This window comes from Gilliamella sp. B3127, assembly GCF_026536935.1.
In the GTDB taxonomy this organism is placed as follows: domain Bacteria; phylum Pseudomonadota; class Gammaproteobacteria; order Enterobacterales; family Orbaceae; genus Gilliamella; species Gilliamella apicola_E.
Genome location: NZ_JAFNNI010000005.1, coordinates 93,160 through 119,306 on the forward strand (window position 1 = coordinate 93,160; position 26,147 = coordinate 119,306).

General features: G+C 36.9%; 25 protein-coding genes and 3 tRNA genes. 18 read left to right on the forward strand and 10 right to left on the reverse strand.

The features are described from left to right. The first annotated feature begins 26 nt into the window (after nt 1–26). From J3U00_RS09030 to J3U00_RS09045, 4 genes are all read left to right on the forward strand, one after another. Nucleotides 27–662: a phosphoadenosine phosphosulfate reductase family protein gene (locus J3U00_RS09030; protein WP_065562758.1), complete on the forward strand. Its 636-nt coding sequence runs from the start codon at nt 27–29 to the stop codon at nt 660–662. Between the two features lie 139 nt (nt 663–801). Beyond that, nucleotides 802–2,589: an assimilatory sulfite reductase (NADPH) flavoprotein subunit gene (locus J3U00_RS09035; RefSeq protein WP_267332205.1), complete on the forward strand. Its 1,788-nt coding sequence runs from the start codon at nt 802–804 to the stop codon at nt 2,587–2,589. Nucleotides 2,590–2,636: 47 nt separating this feature from the next. Further along, nucleotides 2,637–4,397 (forward strand): assimilatory sulfite reductase (NADPH) hemoprotein subunit, encoded by a 1,761-nt coding sequence (gene cysI, locus J3U00_RS09040; protein WP_267332206.1) that lies wholly within the window; start codon nt 2,637–2,639, stop codon nt 4,395–4,397. 352 nt (nt 4,398–4,749) lie between these two features. Further along, entirely contained in the window at nt 4,750–5,703 is a 954-nt protein-coding gene (locus J3U00_RS09045; RefSeq protein WP_065562756.1) for a LysR substrate-binding domain-containing protein, read from the forward strand. Between the two features lie 19 nt (nt 5,704–5,722). Here the strand turns inward: J3U00_RS09045 and J3U00_RS09050 are convergent, their stop codons facing one another. The 5 genes from J3U00_RS09050 to J3U00_RS09070 form a co-directional block, all read right to left on the reverse strand. Continuing rightward, nucleotides 5,723–6,802 carry a sulfate/molybdate ABC transporter ATP-binding protein gene (locus J3U00_RS09050; RefSeq protein WP_267332207.1) on the reverse strand — a complete coding sequence of 360 codons (1,080 nt, stop codon included), beginning with the start codon at nt 6,800–6,802 and terminating at the stop codon, nt 5,723–5,725. A gap of 9 nt (nt 6,803–6,811) precedes the next feature. Next, nucleotides 6,812–7,660, reverse strand: coding sequence for a sulfate ABC transporter permease subunit CysW (cysW, locus tag J3U00_RS09055; RefSeq protein ID WP_267332208.1), 849 nt, complete (start codon nt 7,658–7,660; stop codon nt 6,812–6,814). Nucleotides 7,661–7,669: 9 nt separating this feature from the next. Further along, nucleotides 7,670–8,488: a sulfate ABC transporter permease subunit CysT gene (cysT, locus tag J3U00_RS09060; RefSeq protein ID WP_370634074.1), complete on the reverse strand. Its 819-nt coding sequence runs from the start codon at nt 8,486–8,488 to the stop codon at nt 7,670–7,672. 80 nt (nt 8,489–8,568) lie between these two features. Next, on the reverse strand, nt 8,569–9,519 hold the full coding sequence (locus J3U00_RS09065) for a sulfate ABC transporter substrate-binding protein (RefSeq protein ID WP_416379906.1): 951 nt from the start codon (nt 9,517–9,519) through the stop codon (nt 8,569–8,571). Between the two features lie 562 nt (nt 9,520–10,081). After that, a tRNA-Phe gene (locus tag J3U00_RS09070) sits at nt 10,082–10,157 on the reverse strand. Between the two features lie 159 nt (nt 10,158–10,316). Between J3U00_RS09070 and J3U00_RS09075 the strand changes: the two genes are divergently transcribed. The 3 genes from J3U00_RS09075 to groL all read left to right on the forward strand — a co-directional run bounded on the left by J3U00_RS09075 (nt 10,317) and on the right by groL (nt 12,886). After that, nucleotides 10,317–10,751, forward strand: coding sequence for an FxsA family protein (locus tag J3U00_RS09075; RefSeq protein ID WP_267332209.1), 435 nt, complete (start codon nt 10,317–10,319; stop codon nt 10,749–10,751). A gap of 148 nt (nt 10,752–10,899) precedes the next feature. After that, entirely contained in the window at nt 10,900–11,193 is a 294-nt protein-coding gene (locus tag J3U00_RS09080) for a co-chaperone GroES (protein WP_034915350.1), read from the forward strand. A 46-nt stretch (nt 11,194–11,239) separates the two neighbouring features. After that, nucleotides 11,240–12,886 carry a chaperonin GroEL gene (gene groL, locus J3U00_RS09085; RefSeq protein WP_065562751.1) on the forward strand — a complete coding sequence of 549 codons (1,647 nt, stop codon included), beginning with the start codon at nt 11,240–11,242 and terminating at the stop codon, nt 12,884–12,886. Nucleotides 12,887–12,973: 87 nt separating this feature from the next. Here the strand turns inward: groL and J3U00_RS09090 are convergent, their stop codons facing one another. From J3U00_RS09090 to J3U00_RS09100, 3 genes are read right to left on the reverse strand one after another with little or no spacing between them, the layout of a single operon-like run. Continuing rightward, entirely contained in the window at nt 12,974–13,546 is a 573-nt protein-coding gene (locus tag J3U00_RS09090) for a manganese efflux pump MntP family protein (RefSeq protein ID WP_267330808.1), read from the reverse strand. Nucleotides 13,547–13,592: 46 nt separating this feature from the next. Beyond that, nucleotides 13,593–14,201: a hypothetical protein gene (locus J3U00_RS09095; protein WP_267332210.1), complete on the reverse strand. Its 609-nt coding sequence runs from the start codon at nt 14,199–14,201 to the stop codon at nt 13,593–13,595. 13 nt (nt 14,202–14,214) lie between these two features. Next, on the reverse strand, nt 14,215–15,393 hold the full coding sequence (locus J3U00_RS09100; protein ID WP_081303311.1) for a bifunctional tRNA (adenosine(37)-C2)-methyltransferase TrmG/ribosomal RNA large subunit methyltransferase RlmN: 1,179 nt from the start codon (nt 15,391–15,393) through the stop codon (nt 14,215–14,217). Nucleotides 15,394–15,496: 103 nt separating this feature from the next. Between J3U00_RS09100 and J3U00_RS09105 the strand changes: the two genes are divergently transcribed. After that, nucleotides 15,497–16,240 (forward strand): M15 family metallopeptidase, encoded by a 744-nt coding sequence (locus J3U00_RS09105; protein WP_065562748.1) that lies wholly within the window; start codon nt 15,497–15,499, stop codon nt 16,238–16,240. Here J3U00_RS09105 and J3U00_RS09110 read toward each other — a convergent pair. Beyond that, nucleotides 16,237–17,538 carry an ATP-binding protein gene (locus J3U00_RS09110; protein ID WP_065562747.1) on the reverse strand — a complete coding sequence of 434 codons (1,302 nt, stop codon included), beginning with the start codon at nt 17,536–17,538 and terminating at the stop codon, nt 16,237–16,239. The genes J3U00_RS09105 and J3U00_RS09110 overlap by 4 nt on opposite strands. 12 nt (nt 17,539–17,550) lie before the next feature. Continuing rightward, a complete protein-coding gene (locus tag J3U00_RS09115; protein ID WP_065562775.1) occupies nt 17,551–18,231 on the reverse strand; it encodes a response regulator transcription factor in 681 nt (226 codons plus the stop codon). A 375-nt stretch (nt 18,232–18,606) separates the two neighbouring features. On the opposite strand from J3U00_RS09115, the gene J3U00_RS09120 reads away from it, so the two are divergent. The 10 genes from J3U00_RS09120 to J3U00_RS09165 all read left to right on the forward strand — a co-directional run bounded on the left by J3U00_RS09120 (nt 18,607) and on the right by J3U00_RS09165 (nt 26,140). Continuing rightward, a complete protein-coding gene (locus J3U00_RS09120; protein ID WP_267332211.1) occupies nt 18,607–19,896 on the forward strand; it encodes a serine dehydratase subunit alpha family protein in 1,290 nt (429 codons plus the stop codon). 124 nt (nt 19,897–20,020) lie between these two features. After that, nucleotides 20,021–20,096: transfer RNA gene (locus J3U00_RS09125), tRNA-His, on the forward strand. 25 nt (nt 20,097–20,121) lie between these two features. Continuing rightward, nucleotides 20,122–20,198, forward strand: a tRNA-Pro gene (locus J3U00_RS09130). Between the two features lie 319 nt (nt 20,199–20,517). Continuing rightward, on the forward strand, nt 20,518–21,240 hold the full coding sequence (locus J3U00_RS09135) for a GntR family transcriptional regulator (protein WP_267332212.1): 723 nt from the start codon (nt 20,518–20,520) through the stop codon (nt 21,238–21,240). Then, nucleotides 21,237–21,920: a GntR family transcriptional regulator gene (locus tag J3U00_RS09140; RefSeq protein WP_065562745.1), complete on the forward strand. Its 684-nt coding sequence runs from the start codon at nt 21,237–21,239 to the stop codon at nt 21,918–21,920. Before J3U00_RS09135 ends, J3U00_RS09140 begins: the two co-directional genes overlap by 4 nt. A gap of 11 nt (nt 21,921–21,931) precedes the next feature. Next, nucleotides 21,932–22,399, forward strand: a complete 468-nt coding sequence (locus tag J3U00_RS09145; RefSeq protein WP_065562744.1) for a PTS sugar transporter subunit IIB — start codon at nt 21,932–21,934, stop codon at nt 22,397–22,399. A gap of 14 nt (nt 22,400–22,413) precedes the next feature. Then, nucleotides 22,414–23,244, forward strand: a complete 831-nt coding sequence (locus J3U00_RS09150) for a PTS mannose/fructose/sorbose/N-acetylgalactosamine transporter subunit IIC (protein WP_220225430.1) — start codon at nt 22,414–22,416, stop codon at nt 23,242–23,244. After that, complete coding sequence (locus tag J3U00_RS09155; protein ID WP_065562742.1) at nt 23,225–24,049, forward strand: PTS system mannose/fructose/sorbose family transporter subunit IID; 825 nt, start codon at nt 23,225–23,227, stop codon at nt 24,047–24,049. The genes J3U00_RS09150 and J3U00_RS09155 overlap by 20 nt, the downstream gene beginning before the upstream one ends. 10 nt (nt 24,050–24,059) lie before the next feature. After that, nucleotides 24,060–25,145 carry an SIS domain-containing protein gene (locus tag J3U00_RS09160; RefSeq protein ID WP_267332213.1) on the forward strand — a complete coding sequence of 362 codons (1,086 nt, stop codon included), beginning with the start codon at nt 24,060–24,062 and terminating at the stop codon, nt 25,143–25,145. After that, nucleotides 25,142–26,140 carry an SIS domain-containing protein gene (locus J3U00_RS09165; RefSeq protein ID WP_065562740.1) on the forward strand — a complete coding sequence of 333 codons (999 nt, stop codon included), beginning with the start codon at nt 25,142–25,144 and terminating at the stop codon, nt 26,138–26,140. The genes J3U00_RS09160 and J3U00_RS09165 overlap by 4 nt, the downstream gene beginning before the upstream one ends. Nucleotides 26,141–26,147: the final 7 nt, after the last annotated feature.

Sequence of the window (26,147 nt, forward strand, 5' to 3'; positions counted from 1 at the left end):
TCCATAAATCAATAAAGGGAAAAGCCATGCTAGATTTAACTAAAGTTAACCAAAAATTGCAAAATCAGTCACCGTTAACCATTATTGAATGGGCACTGAAAAAACAACAAGATATTCCCGTTAAAAGTATTATCAGTACCCATTTTGGACCTTATGAGGCAGTACTTTTGCACCTTGTTACCCAAATCGATCCGAATATTAAGGTTGTTTGGGTTGATAACGGCTATGCAACCAATGCAACCTATCGTGTAGCCAATGAAATTACTAAGCAACTTAATCTTAATCTACATATTTTTGTCCCACAAAGGACGACTGCTTATTTAAATGTGCGATATGGCGGGCTACCTGAACTTGATACTCCGGAACACACCGAGTTTACACAAATTGTTAAAATTGAGCCGTTTAACCGTGCTTTGTCTACGCTTAAACCCACATTGTGGTTTACTGCACTACGCCGTGAACAATCTGCGCTAAGGCAAGAACTCAATATTGTAACAAAAGCAGGGGACAATTTATTTAAGATCGCCCCAATACTCGATTGGACGAGTCAAGATATGCAGAATTATATCGAAAAACATAATTTACCTAACGAAATGGACTACGTCGATCCAACTAAAGGACCACAAGGTAGAGAGTGCGGTCTACATAAAATAACTTTTTGATTTTTTATAAATAAACAACATTAGACTTTACTGGCAAAAGGTAAGTGAATCTAAGTTGGTTGGATTTACCATAGCACGTTAAGGTTACGAGCCAATAGCAATTTAACGATAGCTAAACGCTATCAGATAAGGTCATCGTATGAGTACACAACAATTTCCTTTTAATTTTGATGAATTAAAAAAAATTATTGAAAATTACAACGATAAGCAGCTAGCTTGGTTATCGGGTTATTTATGGGGACGGGCGGAAAAAAGTTCCGTCGAACAAGTTTTACCGAGTACCACTCCCCCCTCCAATATGACTCAAGCGGAGCAAAAAGTCACAATCATATCGGCATCACAAACCGGTAATGCCCGCCGAGTCGCTAACGAGTTAAGTCAGGATATTGAACGTTTGGGTATTGCGGTGACTCATCTGCCGGCAGGAGAATATAAAGCTAAAAAACTCAGTCAGGAAGAGATATTAATATTGGTGACCTCAACCCAAGGTGAGGGAGAGCCACCGGAAGAGGCGTTGTCACTCTATAAATATCTGTTTGCAGCTAAAGCGCCTAAATTAACTCATTTACAGTTTGCGGTTTTTGGCTTAGGTGACGCTTCTTATCCAAAATTTTGTCAAGCCGCTAAAGACTTTGATCAACGATTCGCTGAATTAGATGCTCAGCGCCTGCTAGTACGCGTAGATGCTGATACAGATTTTCAAACCATAAGTACCTCTTGGCGACAGGCAGTGATTGATAAACTTAGTCAATTACAACTATCAAACACACAATCGCCAACAGAAAATTCAACCAGTATAGCCGTTAACAGTAGCCTTTATCACCGCGATAATCCATTTATTGCAACCGTTAACGTTAATCAAAAAATCACCTCACGCGATTCAGATCGTGATATTCGTCATATTGAGCTTGACCTGTCCGATTCGAATCTTCATTATCAACCTGGTGATGCGGTAGGTGTTTGGTATCAAAATAGTAATGAACTTGTGGAGGAGATACTAAGTATCACCCAGCTTGCAGGTGAAACGCCAGTTGAACATCATGGACAACAGATCGCTTTAAAAACGGTTCTGACTGAATATGTTGAATTGACTCAAAATACGCCGATCATTATTGAAAAATACGCTCAAGCCGTTCAACATCCCGAACTTCTTACCTTAATTGGCGATCGAGAAGCCTTATTGGAAATGAGTCAAACATTACCACTGGTTGATATGCTTAACCGCTATCGTGGCAAGATAGAGGTACAGACCTTTGTTGAATTGCTTCGACCTCTTATTCCGCGTTTCTATTCCATTGCTTCTGCGCAAGATGAAGTTGGCTCAGAAGTTCATCTTACCGTAAATGTAGTACGTTATCAGGTCGACGATAAGATCCGTATGGGCGGCGCATCTGGATTCTTAGCAAATCAAATTGCTGATCAAGATCAAGTCAAAATTTTTATTGAGCATAATGATAATTTTCGATTACCTGATGATACTCATGCACCAATCATTATGATTGCTGCCGGTACGGGCATTGCCCCCTTTAGGGCGTTCTTACAACAGCGTGCGAGTCAAGGTGCTACCGGTAAGAATTGGTTATTCTTTGGCAATCCACATTTTATATCCGATTTTCTCTATCAAGTGGAATGGCAGAGCTATGTTAAAGAAGGTCTGTTAACTCACATCGATCTTGCTTGGTCACGAGATCAAGCTGAGAAAATCTATGTACAAGATAAATTAATTGCTCAAGCCAGTGATATTTGGCAATGGCTACAAGAAGGTGCCTTTATCTATGTTTGTGGGGATGCTAAACGTATGGCAAAAGCGGTTGATTTAGCGCTTCAACAAATTTTGATGACTCAAGCACAATATAGTCAAGAACAAGCTATCAGTTATTTGGATGAATTAAGAAGTCAAAAGCGCTATCAACGAGATGTTTACTAATGATAAACAGATACAACAACTAATATTAATTTATCGAGTGATGTAATATGAGCAAATCTAAAACAGTTACCCTGACTCAAACAGTCAATTTAACACCGCCACAAAATGATGTCTCTGATCTGCCTTTATCGGATTCTGAACGATTTAAGCGAGAAAGTAATTATTTGCGAGGCACTATCGTTGATGATCTTAATAACGGTTTAACGGGTGGCTTTAACAGCGATAATTCTCAGCTAATTCGCTTACATGGCATGTATCAGCAAGATGATCGCGATATTCGTAAAGAACGCACAGAACAAAAACTGGAGCCACTGATCTCCATGATGTTACGTTGCCGCCTGCCCGGTGGTATCATCACCCCAAAACAGTGGCTGACTATCGATAAATTTGCTACTGAAGCAACAAAATATGGCAGTATTCGACTCACGACTCGACAAACTTTCCAATTTCACGGACTGTTTAAACGAAGCCTTAAGTCTGCTCATCAGCTGTTGCATAAGATAGGGCTAGATTCGATTGCCACTGCCGGTGATGTGAATCGTAACGTTTTATGTACTTCAAATCCTGTGGAATCAAAAGTTCATCAACAAGCTTATCATTGGGCAAGTAAAATCTCAGAACATCTTTTACCGAAAACCCGTGCTTACGTTGAAATATGGCTGGATGGTGAAAAGCTTTCTACCCCCGATAGTGAGCCAATTTTAAGTTCGACTTATTTACCGCGTAAATTTAAAACTGCCGTTGTCATCCCCCCGATTAATGATGTGGATGTTCATGCTAATGATCTTAGCTTTGTGGCAATAGCAGAAAAAGGCGAACTGATTGGTTTTAATGTATTAGTTGGTGGTGGTTTGGCAATGACGCATGGTGATAAAACAACTTACCCACGCAAAGCCGACGATTTTGGTTTTATTCCTGTCGAAAAAGTACTGACGTTTGCTGAGGCCGTTGTGACCACCCAACGTGATTGGGGTAACCGCAATAATCGAAAAAATGCCAAAACTAAATATACGCTTGAACGTGTTGGCGTGGAAAACTTCAAAAAAGAGGTTGAACTACGTGCCGGAAGTAAATTTCTAAGTAGTAAACCTTATAACTTTAGTCGACGAGGTGATCAATTTGGTTGGTATAAAGGTATTGATGATAACTGGCATTTAACGCTATTTATTGAAAATGGTCGGTTACTTGATTATCCCAATAAACCATTAAAAACCGGCGTTGCAGAAATTGCCAAAATTCATCAAGGTGATCTGCGTATAACCGCCAATCAAAACTTAATTATTGCTAATGTTCCAGAAGAACAAAAAACAGCCATTGAACAAATTGCACGACAATATGGTTTGCTTGACGATACTGTCACATTACAACGTAAATATTCCATGGCCTGTGTGTCTTTCCCAACTTGCCCACTAGCTATGGCTGAAGCAGAACGGTTTTTACCGACGTTTGTAACTAAAATAGAACAGATGTTAAGTCAGCATCACTTATCCGATGATTATATTATTTTGCGTGTAACCGGTTGCCCTAACGGTTGCGCCAGAGCCATGTTGGCGGAAGTGGGCATGGTGGGTAAAGCACCTGGTCGCTACAATTTATATCTTGGCGGTAATCGAGAAGGCACGCGAATTCCTCGCTTATATAAAGAAAACGTGAATGTAGAGGAGATTTTATTAGCACTCGAACCACTTATTGCCGCATGGTCCATTCATCGCAATAAAGAAGAAGGATTTGGTGATTTTGTTATTCGTCATGAGATTGTGAAACCGGTACTCAATTCAGCGATCGATTTTTATCAAGAGGCGAATTGAGATAAGTATAAAAGTTGTTGATTGATAATTTTAAACTATGTTTATTGACTGTAGGCATATATAGCCATAATTCATATGGTTATTACTTTATCATATTTGTCTTTTTTATACGTTCTTTTATACTGAAATTACTTATCAAAGTACATAATTTTACTAATAAAATTACGAATAAGCATAATTTATAAATTAGACAAAATGCTTATAACCAGTTTCATCATATTGCTTATGCTTGCTTGCGGTCTGAAATTTTTTAAATAATTCACTTTTTAGTTATTAATTATATACAGCAACTTACACATAAATAATACAACTATATAACGGGAATAAAGTAATTTTTACTAGGAAGATCGTCATGAATATACAACAATTAAGGATTATTCACGAAGCTGCGCGTTGTAATTATAATTTAACCGAAGTCGCAAATTCTTTATACACATCTCAGTCTGGTGTAAGCCGACATATCAAAGAGCTAGAAGAAGAGCTGAATATTGATCTTTTTATTCGTCAAGGTAAGCGCTTGATTAACATGACTGAACCCGGTTTAGAATTGGTGGTTATTGCCGAGCGAATTTTAAATGAAATTAATAATATTAAGCGGTTATCAACCATTTTTTCTAATACTGATGAAGGTTCATTAGTGATAGCGACCACCCACTCTCAGGCCCGTTATATTCTCCCAAATATTATAAAATCTTTTAGAATGCTTTTTCCTAAAGTTCATATCATTATCAATCAGGGATCATCTAGTGAAATTATCTCTCAGCTTCTTTCTGGCGAAGCAGATATTGGTATTGATAATGAAAGAGTGGATAACAGTTCACTTGCTATTTACCCTTTTTATCGTTGGCATTACTCTATAGTTACTCCTAAAGATCACCCTTTGACTAAAGTCGATAAAGTGACGTTAGATATGTTACAAACATTACCTATCATCACTTATCGTCAAGGAATATTTCCTCGTAAAAGTATTGATAAAGCCTTTTCAGCTATCGGATTGACACCCAATATCTCGCTCAATGTTCAGGAGCCTGATGTTATTAAAACTTATGTTGAGTTAGGTTTAGGGATTGGTATTTTAGGTAATAAAATGTATAACCCTGATCATGATATCAATTTAGTTGAATTGGATGCGAAACATCTGTTTGAATCACATGTTACATGGCTAGGATTAAAACGACATAAATTACAACGTAATTATATTTGGCGCTTTATTCAATTATGCAATCAAGAGTTGTCACTGGAAGATATCAAAAGTCATGCATTAATTGAGCAAACTCATTCCAAAATACTTGATTATCAGATTTAATTTATAGGAATCATTCTCCTTAAATCATAAACTCTAATAGTTCATCTTGCATAAAAATATTAACGAGTGCAGGTTGCCAGTAGACAGTATCACCAATTTCAACTTGCTGTTGTTCATATTGTCGATAGCTAATAGATACATCAATATGCTTTGGTTGTCCGGCTACAGCAATTTCCAGAAAGACGGTTGGACCAGCAGTATGTATACGTACAACTTCTCCTTGGATATCATTTTTTCGGGCAATTTTAGCAATACTGATTTCGTGAGGTCGAACATAAGCGATAGCAGACTGATCAGGCCAGGTACCTTGTTCCTTCATATCTTTGTGAAAATCACCAATGATTAATGTATTATTTTCAATATAACCATATAAAAGGTTAACATCCCCTAGAAAATGCGCAACAAAGGCGGTTTTTGGTTGCTTATAGACTTCGGCAGGGGTACCTATTTGTTCTATGTGACCTTGATTCATTAAAATTATTCTATCAGCAACTTCCAGTGCTTCTTCTTGATCATGGGTAACAAAGATGCTGGTAACATTGAGTTCATGATGAAAATCACGCAACCAACGCCTTAAATCTTTACGGACTTTAGCATCTAAAGCACTAAATGGTTCATCAAGCAACAACACATTAGGTTTCGAAGCCAACGCACGCGCTAACGCAACTCGCTGACGCTGACCACCTGACAGTTGGTCTGGATAACGTTTGGCAAAATGGTCAAGTTGCACTAATTCGAGTAATTGATTAACGCGTTCATCAATTGCTGTTTTATTTAATCGTACAGATCTTGGTTTCATTTTTAGTCCAAATGCCACATTTTCAGCTACATTCATATGCCGAAATAACGCATAATTTTGAAAGACAAAACCAATATCTCGTTGCTTGGCGCTCAGCTTAGTTACTTCCCTATCAGCAAAATAGATTTGCCCTGAACTGGCAGTTTCTAAACCCGCTATAATGCGCAGTAAAGTTGTTTTTCCACAACCAGATGGGCCTAATAGTGCAACTAATTCACCTTTTTTTATGCTGAAATTGATATTTTCTAAGACATTAACGTGTTCAAAACTTTTATTGATATTGTGTAGTGTAATACTCATATCTACCTCTTAGTTCCCGTAATGACATTCATTGGCTAAGCGCCTTTCAATCCATTGACGAATCAAGAGTAACGCAAGCGACATAATTAATAGCAAAATAGCGACACTAAATGCGGCAACAATATTGTATTCATTGTATAAAATCTCAACATGAAGCGGTAAGGTATTGGTGTAACCACGAATATGCCCAGAAACAACCGATACCGCGCCAAATTCACCGAGTGAGCGAGCGGTGCAAAGAACAACACCATGCATTAAGGCCCATTTAATATTGGGTAAAGTAATGTGGAAAAAAATTTGCCAGCCATTTGCACCAAGGACGCTGGCGGCCTCTTCTTCATGAGTACCTTGTAACGCCATTATCGGAATGAGTTCTCTTGCCACAAAAGGAACGGATACAAAAATCGTTGCTAAGATAATTCCTGGAATCGCATAGACAATTTGAATATTCCACGCCTGCAAAAACGGATACAACGCACTTTGTGCGCCAAATAGCAATACATAGATTAAACCCGCAACAATGGGGGAAATCGAGAACGGTAAATCAATTAATGTGACTAATATTTGTTTGCCTTTGAATTGATATTTAGTTATGACCCAAGCTGCACATACACCAAATATCACATTTAATGGCACCGCTACACCAACGGCAATCAGTGTTAATTTAAAAGCGGATAAGGTATCTGGCTCAATAATCACTTGCCAAAATGCATTTACACCATTAGCTAGCCCCTGCGCGAGCACCACAACTAGTGGCAACAATAAAAGTCCGAAAAACAGCAATACCGCCAACAAGATTAGCAATAGCTGTAAACGGGTTACTCTCTTTTTTTCTGTTATTGATTGTAATATCGGCATAATCTTATATTAATGGTTTTTATTAATCTTGCGGTTAAGTTTTCGCTGTAAACTGTTCATAATTAATAACAATACAAAAGCAATTAGTAACATCGTTACGCCAATCGCGGCAGCGGCATCATAAGCATATTGGTCAAGTTTTGAGACAATTAATAACGGTAATATTTCGGTCTTAAATGGAATATTACCGGCAATAAAGACCACTGAACCATATTCGCCAATAGCACGAGCAAAAGCGAGGGTAAACCCCGTTAGCCAAGCAGGTAAAATGGCAGGTAAAATAATATGCATAAAAATTTGCCTAGGCGATGCACCAAGCAAACTCGCCGCTTCTTCTTGTTCACGTGGTAAATCAGCCATCACCGGTTGCAAAGTACGCACAACAAACGGCAATGTAACAAATAACAGCGCTAAGGTAATGCCAATGGGGGTATAAGCAATTTTAAAACTGAACCATTGCCCAATTGGCCCATTTTTGGCATAAATTGCGGTTAACGCAATGCCAGCAACGGCTGTTGGTAAGGCAAACGGGATATCAATACAGATATCCATTATCTTACGTCCTGGAAATCGATAACGCACCAGTACCCAAGCCAATAGTAAACCAATAAAGCTGTTTAAACCGGCGCTGATAAATGCGGTACTTAATGAAAGAGTTAATGCCAATAAAAACTGTTTGCTGACTAATAACCGATGCCACTCCTCAAAAGACAGCTTTGTTGAATAAAGAAACAAACCTAATAACGGAATAAGCACAATCAAGCTAAGAAAGGTTAAAGTATAACCTAACGTTAAGCTAAAACCTGGGATGATCCGTTGTTGTTTAATGCTTGCAACTTTCATAACATTCACCTTTATACCGCAAAGCTAAGTGAGCACACACATAACATCGCCAGAATAAGTAGTAATTAGTTTATCTCAGCATAAATTGCATCAAAGATGGCCCCATCACTAAAAAATTTTTTTTGCACTGTTTGCCATCCACCAAAATCGTTATCAACCGTAACTAACTTAATAGTAGGAAACTGATCAGCATATTGTTTAAGGACATCAGGATTAACAGGACGGTAAAAATGCTTGGCAATGATGTGTTGTGCCGGATCGCTATATAAGTATTCCAAATAAGCTTGCGCTTGCTTACGTGTACCTTTGCTATCAACAACTTTATCGACTAAAGCCACAGTCGGCTCAGCTAAAATGGATAATGAGGGCATAATAATTTCTAATTGATCGCCACCTTGCTCTCTTAACGCCAAATAAGCCTCATTTTCCCAAGAAATTAAAACATCACCTAAGCCTCGCTGTACAAAGCTAATGGTTGCGCCTCTGGCACCTGTGTCTAAAACCGGAACATGTTGATATAATTTGGTGACAAAGTCTTGAGCTTGTTCATCGTTACCATAGGTACTTTTAGCATAAGCCCAAGCCGCCAAAAAATTCCAACGAGCCCCACCCGAGGTTTTGGGATTGGGTGTTATTACCTCAACATCATCTTTTATGAGATCACCCCAATCATAAATCTGTTTTGGATTACCTTTACGCACTAAAAAGACAATAGTTGAATGGTAAGGCGCACTATTATTTGGCAACCTAGCTTGCCAATCAGGTGATATGTTAGTTTGATAACGGTTTAACGCATCAATATCACTCGCTAACGCAAGCGTAACCACATCAGCCTGCAAACCATCAATGACCGAACGTGCCTGTTTACCAGACCCACCATGCGAATTATTTATCGTCAACCGTTCACCGGTTTGCTGCTGCCAATACTCGATAAAAGCCTGATTATATGCTTTATAAAGCTCTCGCGTGGGATCATAAGACACATTAAGTAATTCAATTGCTTGCGCTTGATGCATAAAAGTGCAAATTGCCAATAAGATTAAGCTGATCCCATGCCTATATAATTTTTGAAAAAGAGGTAAATTTTTCACTCGACACCTCATGCTACGCTACTAATGTATTGGATTAGTAATGATAAAAATATGAAATAATTAGACCAAATTATGGTGAGATGCGAAAACGATTATTTTGCATTTAGTTATAACAAAAATAGATATATAGGTGTGGAGGAAGATGAGAGTGGCGAGATTTTGGGTATAAAAAATAATTCAAGCAGATATTCTTTGAGCAGATCTTAGATGTGCCATTGTATTACGATACAACGATTGTAAATCGTCGTTACACAATCTTTCAAACTATCATATTACAAACAAAATCTATTATTTGGAGTTTATAATCAGCTCAAGACAGTTCTTAATTCATATACTTTTTTAATTGATTTATAAAAGCAAGCTATCTAGCATCATAACTATCACTGGTAATACAACGGAAATGCTTAAAAAAGATAGAGAATATATTTATTTAGCGGAATTTCAGACACAAAAAAACCAGCTTTCGCTGGTGTTCCTTTTTCGTAATTGGTGCCCGGACGCGGAATCGAACCACGGACACGGGGATTTTCAATCCCCTGCTCTACCGACTGAGCTATCCGGGCAACAATGGAGGTGTATTAAACACGATTCGCGATTATCCGTCAATCCTTTTTATAAGATATTTTAAAAAAACTCTACTGTTTGGTTGAAATTTAACTAGTTATTACTATATTAGTAACTTATTATGACATAATATCACTCTATACTTAGAGGAATTTTATATGCGAGTCTTTGGATTTATTGTTTTTTTTATTTATGCTTATTTGGAACTCAGCTTTTTTATAAAAGTTGCTGATTCAATAGGTGTTTTTCTTGCTTTAATTGGTATTATTGCCACTTCGATTATTGGGTTTTCTTTAATTAAAAAGCAGGGTTTAAATAACCTAAGTATTATGCAACAAAAAATCGCTAATAATCAAAACCCTAAAGATGAAATTATTAAGAGTGTGTCCTTACTCTTTGCGGGTTTTTTATTGCTAATTCCTGGTTTTTTAACCGATATGCTTGGCGGGATTTTGTTAATTCCACGCGTTCAAGATTATATTGTTCGCTTTATTGTTAAAAAATTTCCTTTCAAAGTTCGATCATTTTCTTCTAGCAACAATGCGCAACTTAATGATGTAATTGAGGGTGAATTTGAGCGTAAAGATGACTAATAATTAATCAATTAAAAAATTTTTTAATGTTATTCTCTTGAAGAATTTAAAACAACCCCCATTTAATGTTCACTATATTATATAGATCATAATTTTATGATTTATTGTTAATAATTATTTAATTTATATTAGTGCTAGGAGATAACTAATGAAAATTCGTCCATTGCATGATCGTGTGATCATTAAACGCAAAGAAGTAGAGTCAAAATCAGCTGGCGGTATTGTTTTAACAGGCTCAGCTGCGGGTAAATCAACACGTGGTGAAGTTTTAGCTGTTGGTAATGGTCGCATTTTAGAAAATGGTCAAGTTCAACCACTAGATGTAAAAGTTGGTGATATCGTTATTTTCAATGAAGGATATGGCGTTAAAACAGAAAAAATTGATAACGAAGAAGTGCTTATCTTATCTGAAAGCGATATTTTAGCCATTGTTCAAGCGTAATTGGCAAATAATTTAATTTATAGACAGAATTTAGGAGAAATACAAAATGGCAGCTAAAGATGTAAAATTTGGTAATGACGCTCGCGTTAAAATGCTTAAAGGCGTCAATGTATTAGCTGATGCAGTTAAAGTAACTTTAGGTCCAAAAGGACGTAACGTAGTATTAGATAAATCATTCGGTGCACCAACTATTACTAAAGATGGTGTGTCAGTTGCTCGTGAAATCGAATTAGAAGACAAATTCGAAAACATGGGAGCACAAATGGTTAAAGAAGTGGCTTCAAAAGCAAACGATGCCGCTGGTGACGGTACAACTACCGCAACAGTACTTGCTCAAGCTATTGTTAATGAAGGTTTAAAAGCGGTTGCTGCGGGTATGAATCCAATGGATTTAAAACGTGGTATCGATAAAGCAGTTGTTGCAGCAGTTGAAGAGCTTAAAAAATTATCTTCACCATGTGCTGATTCTAAAGCGATTGCTCAAGTAGGTACAATCTCTGCTAACTCAGATGAAACTGTTGGTACTTTAATTGCTCAAGCAATGGAAAAAGTGGGTAAAGAAGGTGTTATCACTGTTGAAGATGGTACTGGTTTACAAGACGAGCTTGATGTTGTTGAAGGTATGCAATTTGATCGTGGTTATTTATCACCATATTTCATCAATAAGCCAGAAACAGCAACGGTTGAATTAGATAGCCCATATATTTTATTAGCGGATAAAAAAATCTCTAACATCCGTGAATTATTACCAGTATTAGAAGCAGTTGCTAAAGCAGGTAAATCACTATTAATCATTGCTGAAGATGTTGAAGGCGAAGCATTAGCAACTTTAGTTGTGAACACTATGCGTGGTATTGTTAAAGTTGCCGCAGTTAAAGCACCTGGCTTTGGTGACCGTCGTAAAGCAATGTTACAAGATATCGCTATTTTAACAGCTGGTACTGTAATTTCAGAAGAAATTGGTTTAGAGCTTGAAAAAGCAACTTTAGAAGATCTAGGTCAAGCTAAACGTGTTGTTATCAATAAAGACAATACCACTATCATCGATGGTGTTGGTGAAGAGTCTTTAATCAGTGCACGTGTTGAACAAATTCGTAAACAAATCGAAGAATCAACTTCTGATTACGATAAAGAAAAACTTCAAGAACGTGTAGCTAAATTAGCAGGTGGTGTTGCAGTAATTAAAGTTGGTGCAGCAACTGAAGTTGAAATGAAAGAGAAAAAAGCACGTGTTGAAGATGCATTACATGCAACTCGCGCAGCGGTAGAAGAAGGTGTGGTTGCCGGTGGTGGTGTTGCGTTAGTTCGTGCTGCATCTGCAATTTTAGACCTTAAAGGTGCAAACGAAGATCAAAACGTAGGTATTAAAGTTGCCCTTCGTGCAATGGAAGCGCCATTACGTCAAATCGTGACTAACTGTGGTGAAGAAGCATCTGTTGTTGTTAACGCAGTTAAAGGTGGTAAAGGTAACTATGGTTACAATGCTTCAACTGAAGAGTACGGCGATATGATCGCAATGGGTATCTTAGATCCAACTAAAGTAACTCGTAGCGCATTACAATATGCTGCATCTGTTGCTGGTCTTATGATCACAACTGAATGTATGGTTACTGATCTACCTAAAGATGATAAAGCTGATTTAGGTGCTGCTGCAGGTATGGGCGGCATGGGTGGAATGGGCGGAATGATGTAATTCTGCTGTTTCTCCTAATAAAAACCACTCCGTTATGTGAGTGGTTTTTTTATACCTAAAGCGATTGATTATATAAAATATTCAAAATTAACTTGTTAAGTGCTGGTAAAGTGTTATTGAACCAATGATGATAAGCACTATACCGCCAATAAATGATGCTTTTTTCCCAATTAAACAACCAATTTTTTTACCTAGCAATAACCCAATGGTAACCATAATACAAGTCGCTAACCCGATCATTGTTGAAGCGAAGTAGATGTTGACACTAGCAAGGGCTAATCCAACACCAATTGCAAAAGCATCAATACTAGTTGAAATAGCCGTAAGGACTAATATTAGAAATGATTTTGAGGAGAGGGGTTTTTGGTCGTCATTTTCATCGTTTTCTTCTTTAAAACTATGATAAATCATATTAAGACCTAACAAAAGCATGACGGCAAAAATGATCCAATGATCCCAGTTTTCAATATATTGAAGTGCAATATAGCCAATAAACCAGCCTAGTATAGGGGTAATAGCTTCGATAAAGCCAAATAAAACGCCTACTTTTAATGCACCGAAAAAGGGTGTTGATTTAAGCGAAACGCCACGACAAACCGCTACCGCAAATGCATCAGTCGACATGGCTAATGCTAATAATAAAATAGCCCAAAAACTCATGATATTTACTCTTGCTTCTAATGATTTTTATTTTAATTTTTATAATTTATTTTTTTGATATTAAAAATAGATAGTTAGCTATCTTTTTATCGCCTTTATTTTTATAAAATTCTGCTGTTTTTATTACATTATTTCGGCGGTTTGAATCATATTCAAAAAGTTGTTTGAACATAAGGTCTGCCGTTTTTGTATCTCCATTTTGAATCGCACAATAACCATATTGCTCATAGGTATCGGCTTTCCAGCGGTGTCGATCAAATTCTAGGCTTTTGCTAAATTGTTCTTTGGCTTCTTGATAACGATTCCTGCCACATAAAAAGGATCCATAATGGACATGAAATAAGCCATTACCAGGTTGCATTAATGTAATACGTTTGTAGATCATTTCTGCTTCATTATATTCACCAACATGCTGATCAAACATTGCCATTGCTAGCATCACTTGTGGATTATTGGGTGAATACTGAGCGGCTAATTTTAGATTGTAATGTGCAGCTTTAACATTATCCTCGGATTCATTGGCTTTAGTTAAGTAGCCTAACCCCAATCGCATTCTAGCGAGTGCCGCTGCTTCAGGATCAAATTCTTCACGAGCATTTGTTTGACAGCCAGCTAGTATTAACATACTAATTAATGCAATTAATACGCTTTTCATCCACAACTCCTTTTTATTGTTGAATAAGGTTTTGTTTCTTATACAGTGTGCGTTTAGTACGATCAACCACTTCTCCAGCAAGTTGCCCGCAAGCCGCATCAATATCATCACCGCGTGTTTTACGAACAATAACCGTAAATCCATAACCCATTAATGTTTTCATAAAGCGATCAATTCGGGTATTTGAACAACGAGAATAAGGTGCTCCAGGGAATGGATTCCATGGAATTAAATTGATCTTACTAGGCACATTTTTTAAGAATTTTGCCAGTTCATGCGCATGTTCAACACTATCATTGATTTGATTGAGTAAAACATATTCAATTGTCACCTTACCGTGATTAGCATTTGATGTTGATAGATAACGTAAAATTGAATCACGTAGCATTGCCATATTATATTTTTGGTTAATTGGCATTATTTCACTTCGGATTTCATCATTTGGTGCATGAAGTGAAATAGCTAAAGCAACATCAATCATTCCTGCCAATTTATCTAATGCTGGTACTACGCCAGAGGTTGAAAGTGTGACCCGTCTTTTTGATAAACCATAACCAAAATCATCTAACATGATTTCCATTGCTGGTGCAACATTAGATAAATTAAGTAAAGGTTCACCCATACCCATCATAACAACATTCGTGATAGGCCGATCGGCTAATTTGCCTGTGACACCAATCGCATTTGATGCTCGCCAAACCTGGCCAATAATTTCAGAAACGGTTAAATTGCGATTAAAACCTTGCTGGGCAGTTGAACAGAATTTACATTCAAGCGCACAGCCCACTTGTGATGATACGCACAAAGTTGCTCGATCACGTTCAGGGATATAAACCGATTCAATCATCTGATTATTACCCACATCTAACGCCCATTTAATGGTACCATCCGATGATCGCTGTTCAAGAGCAATTTTAGGTGCTTTAATTTCAGCTAATTTTTTTAGTTGTTCACGGAGCTTTTTGTTAATGTCGGTCATCAGATCAAAATCATCTATCCCAAAATGATAGATCCATTTCATCACTTGATCAGCTCTAAATGGTTTTTCCCCTAAGGAAATAAAAAACTCTCTTAACTGCTGTCTAGTGAAGTTAAGTAAGTTAATTTTTTCGTTGGTTGGATTTGTGGTGTTTTGATTGGTTGTCACATCTGAACAATCGCCAGACGATTTTTGTGTAGCTGGTGTTAACATATTGCCTCGTTTTTACACATTATGGCTATTTCAATTTTTAGGGAAAGGATTATACTGTTTTTCACCTTATCTGGCTAATATAATATTAATTACAATTTGAATGATGAAAAAAATAATAAAGACAATTGCCAATTTTACTCAAACTTTAACTCTACTTTTATGTTCAACATTTGCTATGGCACAATCAATTCCATTAAATAAACTTACTGGCCAATTTGATGAGAAAAAAGACAGCGATTTTATTGCTCTGGATTCAACAATATTACCAGTAAATAAAAAAGGCATGTATCTTCAAAAAGAGCCCACTCAGCAGCTAATTAAAGCTTATAACGATTTTAAAAAATCTTATCCAGATATTCCGTTTATAGTTGTGAGTGCAACACGTAATTACACGTATCAAAATGGCATTTGGCAACGTAAATGGGACGCCTTATTACCTAAGTTAAAAGTGCCACAAAAAATTGCCGAAGAAATTTTAAAATTATCTTCAATGCCTGGCACATCAAGGCATCATTGGGGAACAGATATTGATATTACCAGCGTGTCATCTGAATATTTTAAAAATGATAAAAAGGGTATTATTTTGTATCAATGGCTTCGTGAAAACTTACCAAAATATGGTTTTTGCCAGCCATTTAATGAAGGAAGAAAGGGTGGATATTTACCAGAAGAGTGGCACTGGTCTTATAAACCAATTGCTAAGCAATATATAGCTGAATATAAGGCGATACTTGAAACTAATCCACAAACAATTATGAAAAATTTGAATTTTACTGGCTATGATAAAATTACACTTGAAAGCCTTGTAAAAGAGTATGTTTTAACTGTTAATTCAGAATGTTATTAGTGCTTTCGCCAATAAGGTAGTTTTATTGTTACCACTAAACCACCGCCATCTCGATTATTAGCTTGAATAGTACCGTTATGCATAATAACGGTCTTTCTTGCAATCGCCAAGCCTAGTCCATAGCCTTTACCTAATTGTGCTGATTGAATACGGACAAAAGGTTCAAAAATGCTTGATAATTTACTTGAATCTACACCAGGACCGCGATCTTTAACCTCTATTTGTAAATATTTTCCAGCTTCTTTTAACGATACTTCAACAGTCTGACCGGCTTTAGAGAAGCGGATAGCATTACGAATAATATTTTCAATCGCTCGTCGTATTTGTTCTGAATTACCTTTAACAATAGAATGTGAAATCGATGATATGCTAAATACTACTTCAATAGATTGATGATTTGCTTCATAGTTAGCATCATTAACAACAACACCAATTAACTCTTTTAAGTCAAAATATTCATCGGTTCGATTATTCATTTCTGCGCGTGAATAATTCAAAATTTCACCTATTAATTGATCTAGGCGTTCCGACTCTAACTCAATCCTAGCTAATGAAGTATCTATGTTTTGTTTATTTTGCTGTGCAAGGCCGATGGCAAGCTGCAAACGGGCCAGTGGCGTTCTAAGTTCGTGTGAAACATCATGGAGTAGTGCTTGGCGATCAGAAATTAAGATATTGAGCTGTTCAACCATCATGTCAAAATCTTTACCTAATTCGCTAAGTTCATCACGACGAGGTTTTAATTTTTTGAATAGGCGGACAGAAAGATCGCCTTGAGAAACTCTAAAAAACCCTTGCCTTAATAACTTCATTGGTCTGGTTAAGTTCCATGCTAAAAATAGGCTGAATACTAACCCAACACATATCCCCATTAGTACAATGGGAGTTGGCATATTGAATAAAGTTTTCCTATTATTGCTATGATCTGTTTTATCGTCTTTAAATGATACCGAGTAAAGTGTTCCGTCTGGCGCAACCGCCATCCTTTGATATAAATAACTGGTTGATTCTAATTCATCTGTGATGATATTGACTTGATCATTTTGAGGAGAGACCAATTTTATCGACAATAAAACTCGCTCACGTTCGGGGAGATGTGCGATAAAATTGAGAGTCTCATCTTCACCAGCAACATGTAGTAATTGTGCAATCATATCCACTTTAGTTGGCATATGATTTAAGAATCGTTGATTTTTATTCTCTATATAATAAGAGAAAGCAATCCAAGTTAATTGGAAAGTAAGATAAAAGATTATCCAAAAGATAATCAGAATTTTCCAAAATAATCGACGATTCATGTCAAACCTACATTAACGAATACGGTAACCAACGGCTCTTATCGTTTCAATGGTTACATCATTTTGTGCGACTTGATGTAATTTTTGGCGAATATTACTGATATGGACATCTACACTACGGTCATAAAGCTCTCGTGCACGACCAAGCCCAATTTCAGATAATTCTTCTTTAGTTACCACTCGCTCACTATGTTTCACAAGTAAAACTAATAAGTTAAATTCGGTAGACGTTAAATCAATAGGTTGACCATTCCAAGTGCATAATCGCTGAGGAATATCTAAGGTTAAACCATTAAAGTGATATTTTTTATCATCGACTAATTCAACCGAACGTTCATCAAAACGACGTAAAACCGCTCGTAATCTAGCTAATAATTCACGTGGATAACATGGTTTTGGAATGTAATCATCAGCACCTAATTCTAACCCTAACACGCGATCAATATTATCACCTTTAGCCGTTAGCATAATTACTGGCATATTACATTGTTGACGAATGCTTTTAAGGACATCAATTCCATTAATATCAGGTAACATTACATCTAAAATTGCTACACGGTATTTACCTGAAAGCGCTTCATCAATACCATCTTTACCCAAATAAACACTTTTAATATTAAAACCTTCATTGGTTAAATATTCGCTAAGCATTTGTGATAATTCTACATCATCATCAATTAATAAAATATTTATCATACGTCGCCATTATTATTTAATTTTAGATAGTTACATTATTGCAATAATAAAAAAAAAGTCAGGTGGATTTACTAAAATATTACATATTTTGAACTATTCCTGATTAATTTATTTACTATGCAACTAAGTATAGAAATTTAGATTTACTCTATTTTTATAGTGTATATTTCAATCAAAAAACGATTGAATAAGGAACTGTTAGTAGTGATGTAATTTATTAATAAAAGCTATGTTTCATTAATATTTTTTAACTAACTTGTTATGTAATATGTGAGCAGTACATTCAGTTTTCAAGTTAAATAGAATAAAATAGTCGCATTATTTATAAATTGAAGGTTTCAGTACTTATTGTTAGCTATATGGAGATAATAAATGGAACTAACTTGGCAACAATTAATTCAATTGGTGAAACACGAAGTTTTACCGGCTCTTGGTTGTACTGAGCCTATCTCGCTTGCTTTGGCTGCTGCTGTTGCAGCTAAATATATTGATAAAAATAATATTAATCGTATTGAGGCTTTTGTTTCGCCAAATTTAATGAAAAACGGCATGGGTGTTACTGTCCCAGGTACCGGTATGGTTGGATTACCTATTGCCGCAGCAATTGGGGCAATAGGTGGCGATGCTCAAGCTGGCCTTGAAGTATTAAAAAATATTAAACCAAAACAAATTAATCAGGCTAAAACGTTAATTAGTGAACATAAAGTTAATGTACAAATTGCTGATAATAATACTGCTATTTATTCTGAAGCCAATATTTATACGAATACCGATCATGTTAGGGTATGCATCGAAAACTCACATACTAACGTAATTTTGATCGAAAAAAATGGTGAAACTATTTTCAAAGCAGATAAAAGAACACAAGGTGAATCTAAACAAGAGTCGATCATAAACCATATGTCAGTCAAACAGATATATGAGTTTGCAACGCAAGCTAATTTTGATGATATCGAATTTATTTTACATTCGGCAGAATTAAACAATGCTTTATCACAAGAAGGATTAAGGCGAGAATATGGTTTAAGTATTGCTGCAACATTGTATGAACAAACAAAAACAGGATTGTTAGCAGATGACTTGCTGTCCAAAGTGATGATTCGCACCGCAGCAGCATCTGATGCACGAATGGGTGGTGCGACTTTACCTGCAATGAGTAACTCCGGATCGGGTAATCAGGGGATAACAGCAACTATGCCGGTAGTTGTTGTCGCCGATTATTTAAATGCGACGCCAGAGCAATTAGCTAGAGCATTAATTTTATCTCATACTATTGCGATCTATATACATAGCAAATTCCCACCTTTATCAGCACTTTGTGCCGCATCAACGGCTGCAATGGGAGCTGCTGCTGGTATGGCATGGTTGCTTGGAAAAGAGCAATATGAGCCAGTAGATATGGCAATATGCAATATGGTTGGTGATTTGTCTGGAATAATATGTGATGGTGCGTCAAATAGTTGTGCAATGAAAGTGTCAACATCGGTTTCATCTGGATTTAAAGCTGTATTGATGGCTTTAAATCGGATTCGAGTAACCGGTAATGAAGGCATTGTTTGTGATAGTGTTGAAACGACCATTAATAATCTAGGGGCGATTGCAAGTAATAGTATGAAAGCATTGGATACTCAGATAATTGATATTATGTCGCATAAAGTCTAATGTTATCCCTGATGGTAAAAGAATAGACTTTAAGCGCTTTTAATATAACCAATTAGCATTATTTTTAAAAAATATACTGGACAATATTATTTTTTATGCGTAATATTTCGTCCTACTTCATATGGTGGCTATAGCTCAGTTGGTAGAGCCCTGGATTGTGATTCCAGTTGTCGTGGGTTCGAATCCCATTAGCCACCCCATTTATGCAAAGTATGAAACATCTAACGGCGAGTAGCGCAGCTTGGTAGCGCAACTGGTTTGGGACCAGTGGGTCGGAGGTTCGAATCCTCTCTCGCCGACCAATCTTATATAAAAAAGCCTGCTCAATGAGTAGGCTTTTTTATTATCCACTTTATCGCTTGTATTCTCAGCAATAGCATATAAACAGTTGCTTTATAGTGTTTATTTAACGCATTATCTGCTGCTATTTTACCCCACTGTCAACCCTAATTAATATTCATTTAATTGATTTTATTAAATTTATCATAAAATTTGTGATCTCCCTTACACTTTTGGTACTTAAAATTGACAACATGTATTTTTTTATCTATTTTTTGAGCTATATTATGTGATTTAAGATATATCTGTGAATTAAAAAAGCCCAGTAATGGAGAGTGAACTTTGGAATATCGTGATATTGCGTCTAAAACCGATGTTGAAGAGCAAATAAGAGCAAATCCTAAAATTATTACGGAAAAATCGACTGAGCGAGGACTTGCGGAATTTTTTAAGGTAAGCCGAACAACTGTCAGGAAAGCCTTGCATGATTTAGCTATGGAAAGTTATATGTTTCAAACAGATAACTACAGCCCGGAACACAATGTTTTTGAAATCAATATGCTAAAAATGTCTTCGTTTAGTGAAGAGATCCAAAAAGAAGAAAATGCTCAAATTGAAATAAAAGTATTGTCCAATCAAATTATAAAAATGCCCGCACAATTGCGTACCTTTTTCGGATCTAACCAGCAACTAATTAGAATTATCAGACAACGTCTATTGGGGAAAATACCGCTTTCTTATGAAATCAATTATCTCCCTTCAGAAAAATTTACCGATTTAGAAAAACAGGACTTAAATAACATTTCGCTCTATGAATACCTTAAAGAGCATTATCATTTTACACCAAGCCATGGACGGGAAGAGATCACCTACGAAGCGGCGACCGAAGATAAAGCAGAGTATTTAGCTATTGCCGAAGGAACACCTATCTATAAAGTATCAAGTTATAGTTACGATAATAATTTTCAACCATTTGAATATACTGAACAATATTTGATTGGTAACCGATTTCGGTATCACTTATCGGCCAAAAATATCTTCAATTATGAGGAAAAACATAAATGAAGCTATTTGAAAAAATTGCCGCTCAATTACTCGAGCAGATAAATACCGGACGATATGGCGTTGGTGCTGAGTTACCACCCGAAGGGCAATTGCAAAAAGATTATAATGTAAGTCGAACAACTGTCCGTAAAGCAATAGATCGATTAGTTGATCAAAATATGGTGGTTAGGAAAAAAGGAGTTGGTCTGTTTGTTGCGCCAACGCTCTCGACCCAAAATATTTTAGAGATGACAGGTATCATAAAACCATACATCTACCCCAATCACAAAAAAGTAATCAAAGAAGCTTACTTAAGACAAGCAGGTGCATATTACAGTCAATTACTAAAAATAAAACCGGCTGAACTGATCTATTACATTAGCTTCCTTGAAGTGGCAAAAAACAGTATTACGAAAGAGATTTTTGTCCTGCCATTAAATAACTTTCCCGATTTTCAAATTTCAATTATCAAAGTGTTATCTGCGCTCGAAATCATCAATTCAGGCAAGAAAAAAGTCGATAAATTAGAACAAGATTTGCAACTGATTGTGGCCAACTCCGAGCTCGCTAAACAACTTCGAATCCAGATTAACGACCCATTATTTAAAATTTCTAATCACTATTTTGATACTAATAGCGAACCGATTGCTCTCGAGTATAAGTTTGCTAGTAATACCAAATATGTGGTCGATTTCACTTAGGAGGTACACCAATGATTAAATTGTTACGCGTTGATCATCGCTTATTGCATGGTCAAGTTGTTGTTTCATGGTTCGAAAGTATGGATGCAAACACGATTTTAGTTGCTAATGATGTTGTAGCCAACGACGAACTACGTAAATCTGCGATTCGTTTGGCTAAGCCAGAGCATGCAAAATTAGTGATGAAATCAATTGATGACAGTATTGAGGCGATAAACTCAGGCGCAACTGATAAATATCAAATGCTGATAGTCGTTGAATCAGTAGCAGATGCTGAAAAATTAATCCGTGGCACGCAAGGCAAAATAACCAGCCTTAATTTAGGTGGTACTAAACCACGTGAAGGCACAAAAAACTACTCTAAAACCATCAATTTAACCGATCTTGAAGCAGATTTACTGACCAAATTACAACAAGACGGTATTGATATCTACATTCAGCAAATTCCAAGTGAATCAAAGCAGAAATTTGAGAAATAGTTGAGAGGTACAAAATGAGTATCGAATTAACCGCATTACTGTTAGCTTTGATTGCGATGTTAGCAAATGGTGAATACTTTTTAGGTTCATCAATGTTATCCAGACCGTTAGTGACTTGTACCTTAGCTGGTTTAGTCATGGGTGATATCACACAAGGCATTATAATTGGGGCAACGTTAGAATTAGCGTTTGTCGGATCGTTTTCAATCGGTGCATCCATTCCACCGGAAATAATTTCCGGCAGTGTTTTAGGTACCGCTTTTGCCATTGGCGCAGGGAAAAGTACCGAAATCGCCTTAGCACTGGGCATTCCAATTGCATCACTGGTTTTATTAGTCAAAAATTTATGTTTTCTTTTTATTCTTCCTTACTTTGTTCACAAAGCCGATAAATACGCCAGCGAAGGCAACGGCAAAGGTATGGATCGAATGAACATACTCGGTGGTTTCTTTTCAATCAATCTGCCAATTGGTTTAGTGGTTGGATTCTCCTACTTATTCGGTAGTTCAGCGGTCAATGGCTTATTAGAAATGATTCCTCGCTTTATTATCGATGGTTTAGGTATTGCCACCGGCTTATTACCGGCGTTCGGTTTTGCTATGTTAATGAAAATTATGATTAAAAAAACCAATGTCACCTTTTTTGTTCTTGGCTTTGCTTTAGCCGTTTATATGAAAGTGCCTGTTACTGGCGTGGCCATTTTTGGTGCCTGCCTAGCACTTATTTTGACCGGTTACTCCTCATTTAATGGAAAAAAAGGCGTAACAGAGCAAGACAGTCAGAAGCTAACAACTGGCAACGTTTTAGGTGCACAGGAGATCGATTATGAAAACGAAGAATTCTAAATTAATAACCAATAAAGAATTAACCCGAACTTTTTGGCGCTCTTTCACCGCTGAATGGTCATGGAATTATGAACGGCAAATGAACTTAGGCTATGCCTATGCCATGCGCCCGGCTTTAGATAAAATTTATAGTGATAATCAAGTTGACCTTACCGATGCCTATCAACGCCACTTAGAATTTTATAATGTTACCCCTTGGCTAATTACTTTCCCTTTAGGCATCTGTATTGCTATGGAAGAACAGAATGCCACCGATAGTGAATTTGATAAAAGTTCGATTAATGATGTCAAAATTGCGTTAATGGGGCCGTTGAGTGGTTTAGGTGACTCTTTTTTCTGGGGGACATTACGTGTTATTGCCACCGGCATTGGCACCTCTTTAGCGCTGGAAGGCAATATTTTAGGTCCATTGTTATTCCTGCTTATCTTTAATGTGCCGGCGATTTTAGCACGATATTTTGGCTTATTAATTGGCTATAACATTGGCGCGTCCTTTATTGAAAAAGTGCAAAAAACGGGCTTAATGGATAAATTGTCCTATGGTGCTTCAGTACTCGGGCTCTGTGTGGTCGGGGCAATGGTTGCCACCATGGTGACACTCAATATGCCATTGAAAATAGGTACCGGTGATGATTCGGCATCCTTACAAGATATTTTTGACGGCATTGTGCCACAGATCCTACCGTTACTCTTTACGCTATTTATGTTTGTATTGGTGAGAAAAGGCGTTAAAGCACATTGGATCCTTCTACTTATCGCCGCCATTGGTATTTTCGGTGCCTGGACTGGGTTATTAGGAAGTTGAGGAATTAACAATGAAAAGTATTGCTGATTATGTCGCATTAGAGCCGAAATATTATCAAGCTGTTTTAGATAATTATAAGGCGTTATTTGCCGATCATATCGATTTAAGTCAAATAAAACAGCTTAATGCCATTGTCATTTTCGCCACTGGCTCCAGTGCTAATGCTGCTTATGGTGCAAGACCAATAATGAGCGAACTGTTGAAGATTCCTGTCTATATTGAAGATCCTTCAATGGCGGCCAATTACCTGCACTATAACGATCCAAATACACTCTATTTTGCCATTTCACAAGGTGGAGAGAGTTATTCAACCATTCATTTAGTTGAGGAATTTATTCACCATAACAAGACGATATATAGCCTGACCAGCAATCCACAAAGTCCTTTGTATCAAGTTAGCAATCACGTTTTATCTATGGGGATGCCGATTGAAGAAATGCCTTATGTCAGTGCCGGTTATAGTATCACTATTTTAGATTTGATCTTAATTAGCCTCATTATTGGGCAAAAAACCGAAACCATTAATCAAGCCAAATTTGATGACTATATGAATCGGATTAAAACGATTACCCAATTATTACCACAAGTTATTGAGCGTTCACAAGCTTGGGTTAATCGCCTTGAAGATCAATATACTCTAGCTCAACGGGTAATATTGATCGGTTACGGTGCTACCTACGGGGTTGCAAGGGAAGGAGAAACTAAATTTACCGAAACCGTACGCAACACTGCGTTGGGTAAAGAACTCGAAGAGTATATGCATGGCCCTTATCTGGGTTTGCATAGCGATGATCAAATCATTTTTATTGAACCGCAAGGAAGACTGGCGCAAAGAGCTGATTCCTTAAAACAATTCTTAAATCAGTATGTGAAAAATGTTGTAACAATTTATGCACATCAACAAGGCAACCGAACAGAAAATGACTTATGTCTAGGTATCAGTTGTGATGAGCGATTAACTTCGCTGTTTATGACAATTCCTATTCACTTACTTAGCTATCAAGTATCACAGTTAAAAGGTCACAATCTGGAAAAATCAACATATCCGGAATTTGATGAAATTACTAAATCTAAAATTAAGAGGATTAGAGCATGAGAAAATACGATGAAAAAAAAGAACTCGACAGCATGAATGGCGCATTAGCACTTCGTCCACAAATCAATGAATTTATCGATAAAATTCACTCCCGTGGTTACAGTAATGTGTGCTGGTTAGGTATTGGCGGAACTTACGCTTCATCGATGCAAGCAGTTGTCCATATGAAAGAAAAATCAGCCATTGAAACCTTTATTCAACATGCAGCGGAATATTTGGTTACCGGCAATAAGCGTATAACCAAAGACACCTTAATTATCATCTCATCTGTTACAGGCTCAACCCAAGAGGTCGTTGAGGCTATTAATAAAATTCAACAAGATGTGGGTGCAACAGTTTTAGCCTTTTTAGATAAAGCCGATTCACCATTAGGTAAAATGGCGCACCATGTGATTTCTTACCCAATGAATGAGCAATTAAAATTCTTTATGGCTGCTGATCGCTTAATGTATTTAGCAGGCGAATATCCTGACTATGATGAATTTTATCAACAAATGGATCAACATTTTGCTAAAAACATCGTCGAAGTGGCGAAAAAAGCTGATGCATTCGGGCAAGAAGTCGCATTGAAACATCATAACGATGCTATGCACTATTTTGTCGGTGCTGGCAACCAATGGGGTGCAACTTATTCTCATGCGATGTGCTACTGGGAAGAGCAACACTGGCTACGTTCAAAATCGATCGAGTCTGCTGAATTTTTCCATGGCACATTAGAAGTGATCGACCGTGATACAGCTGTAACTGTTTATGTTGGTGAAGATAGTCAACGTCCATTAAGTGAAAGAGTGGCAAAATTCTTACCGCAAATTTGTGGTAACTACACCATTATTGATACCAAAGACTATCCATTACCGGGTATATCAGAAAAATATCGTGGTCATTTATCACCGTTTGTGTTTAGAACGATAAATAACCGAATTGATGCTTACGTTGAACACTTAAATCGGCACCCAATGACTATTCGTCGCTACTATCGTTGCTTGGATTATTAAGGAGAGC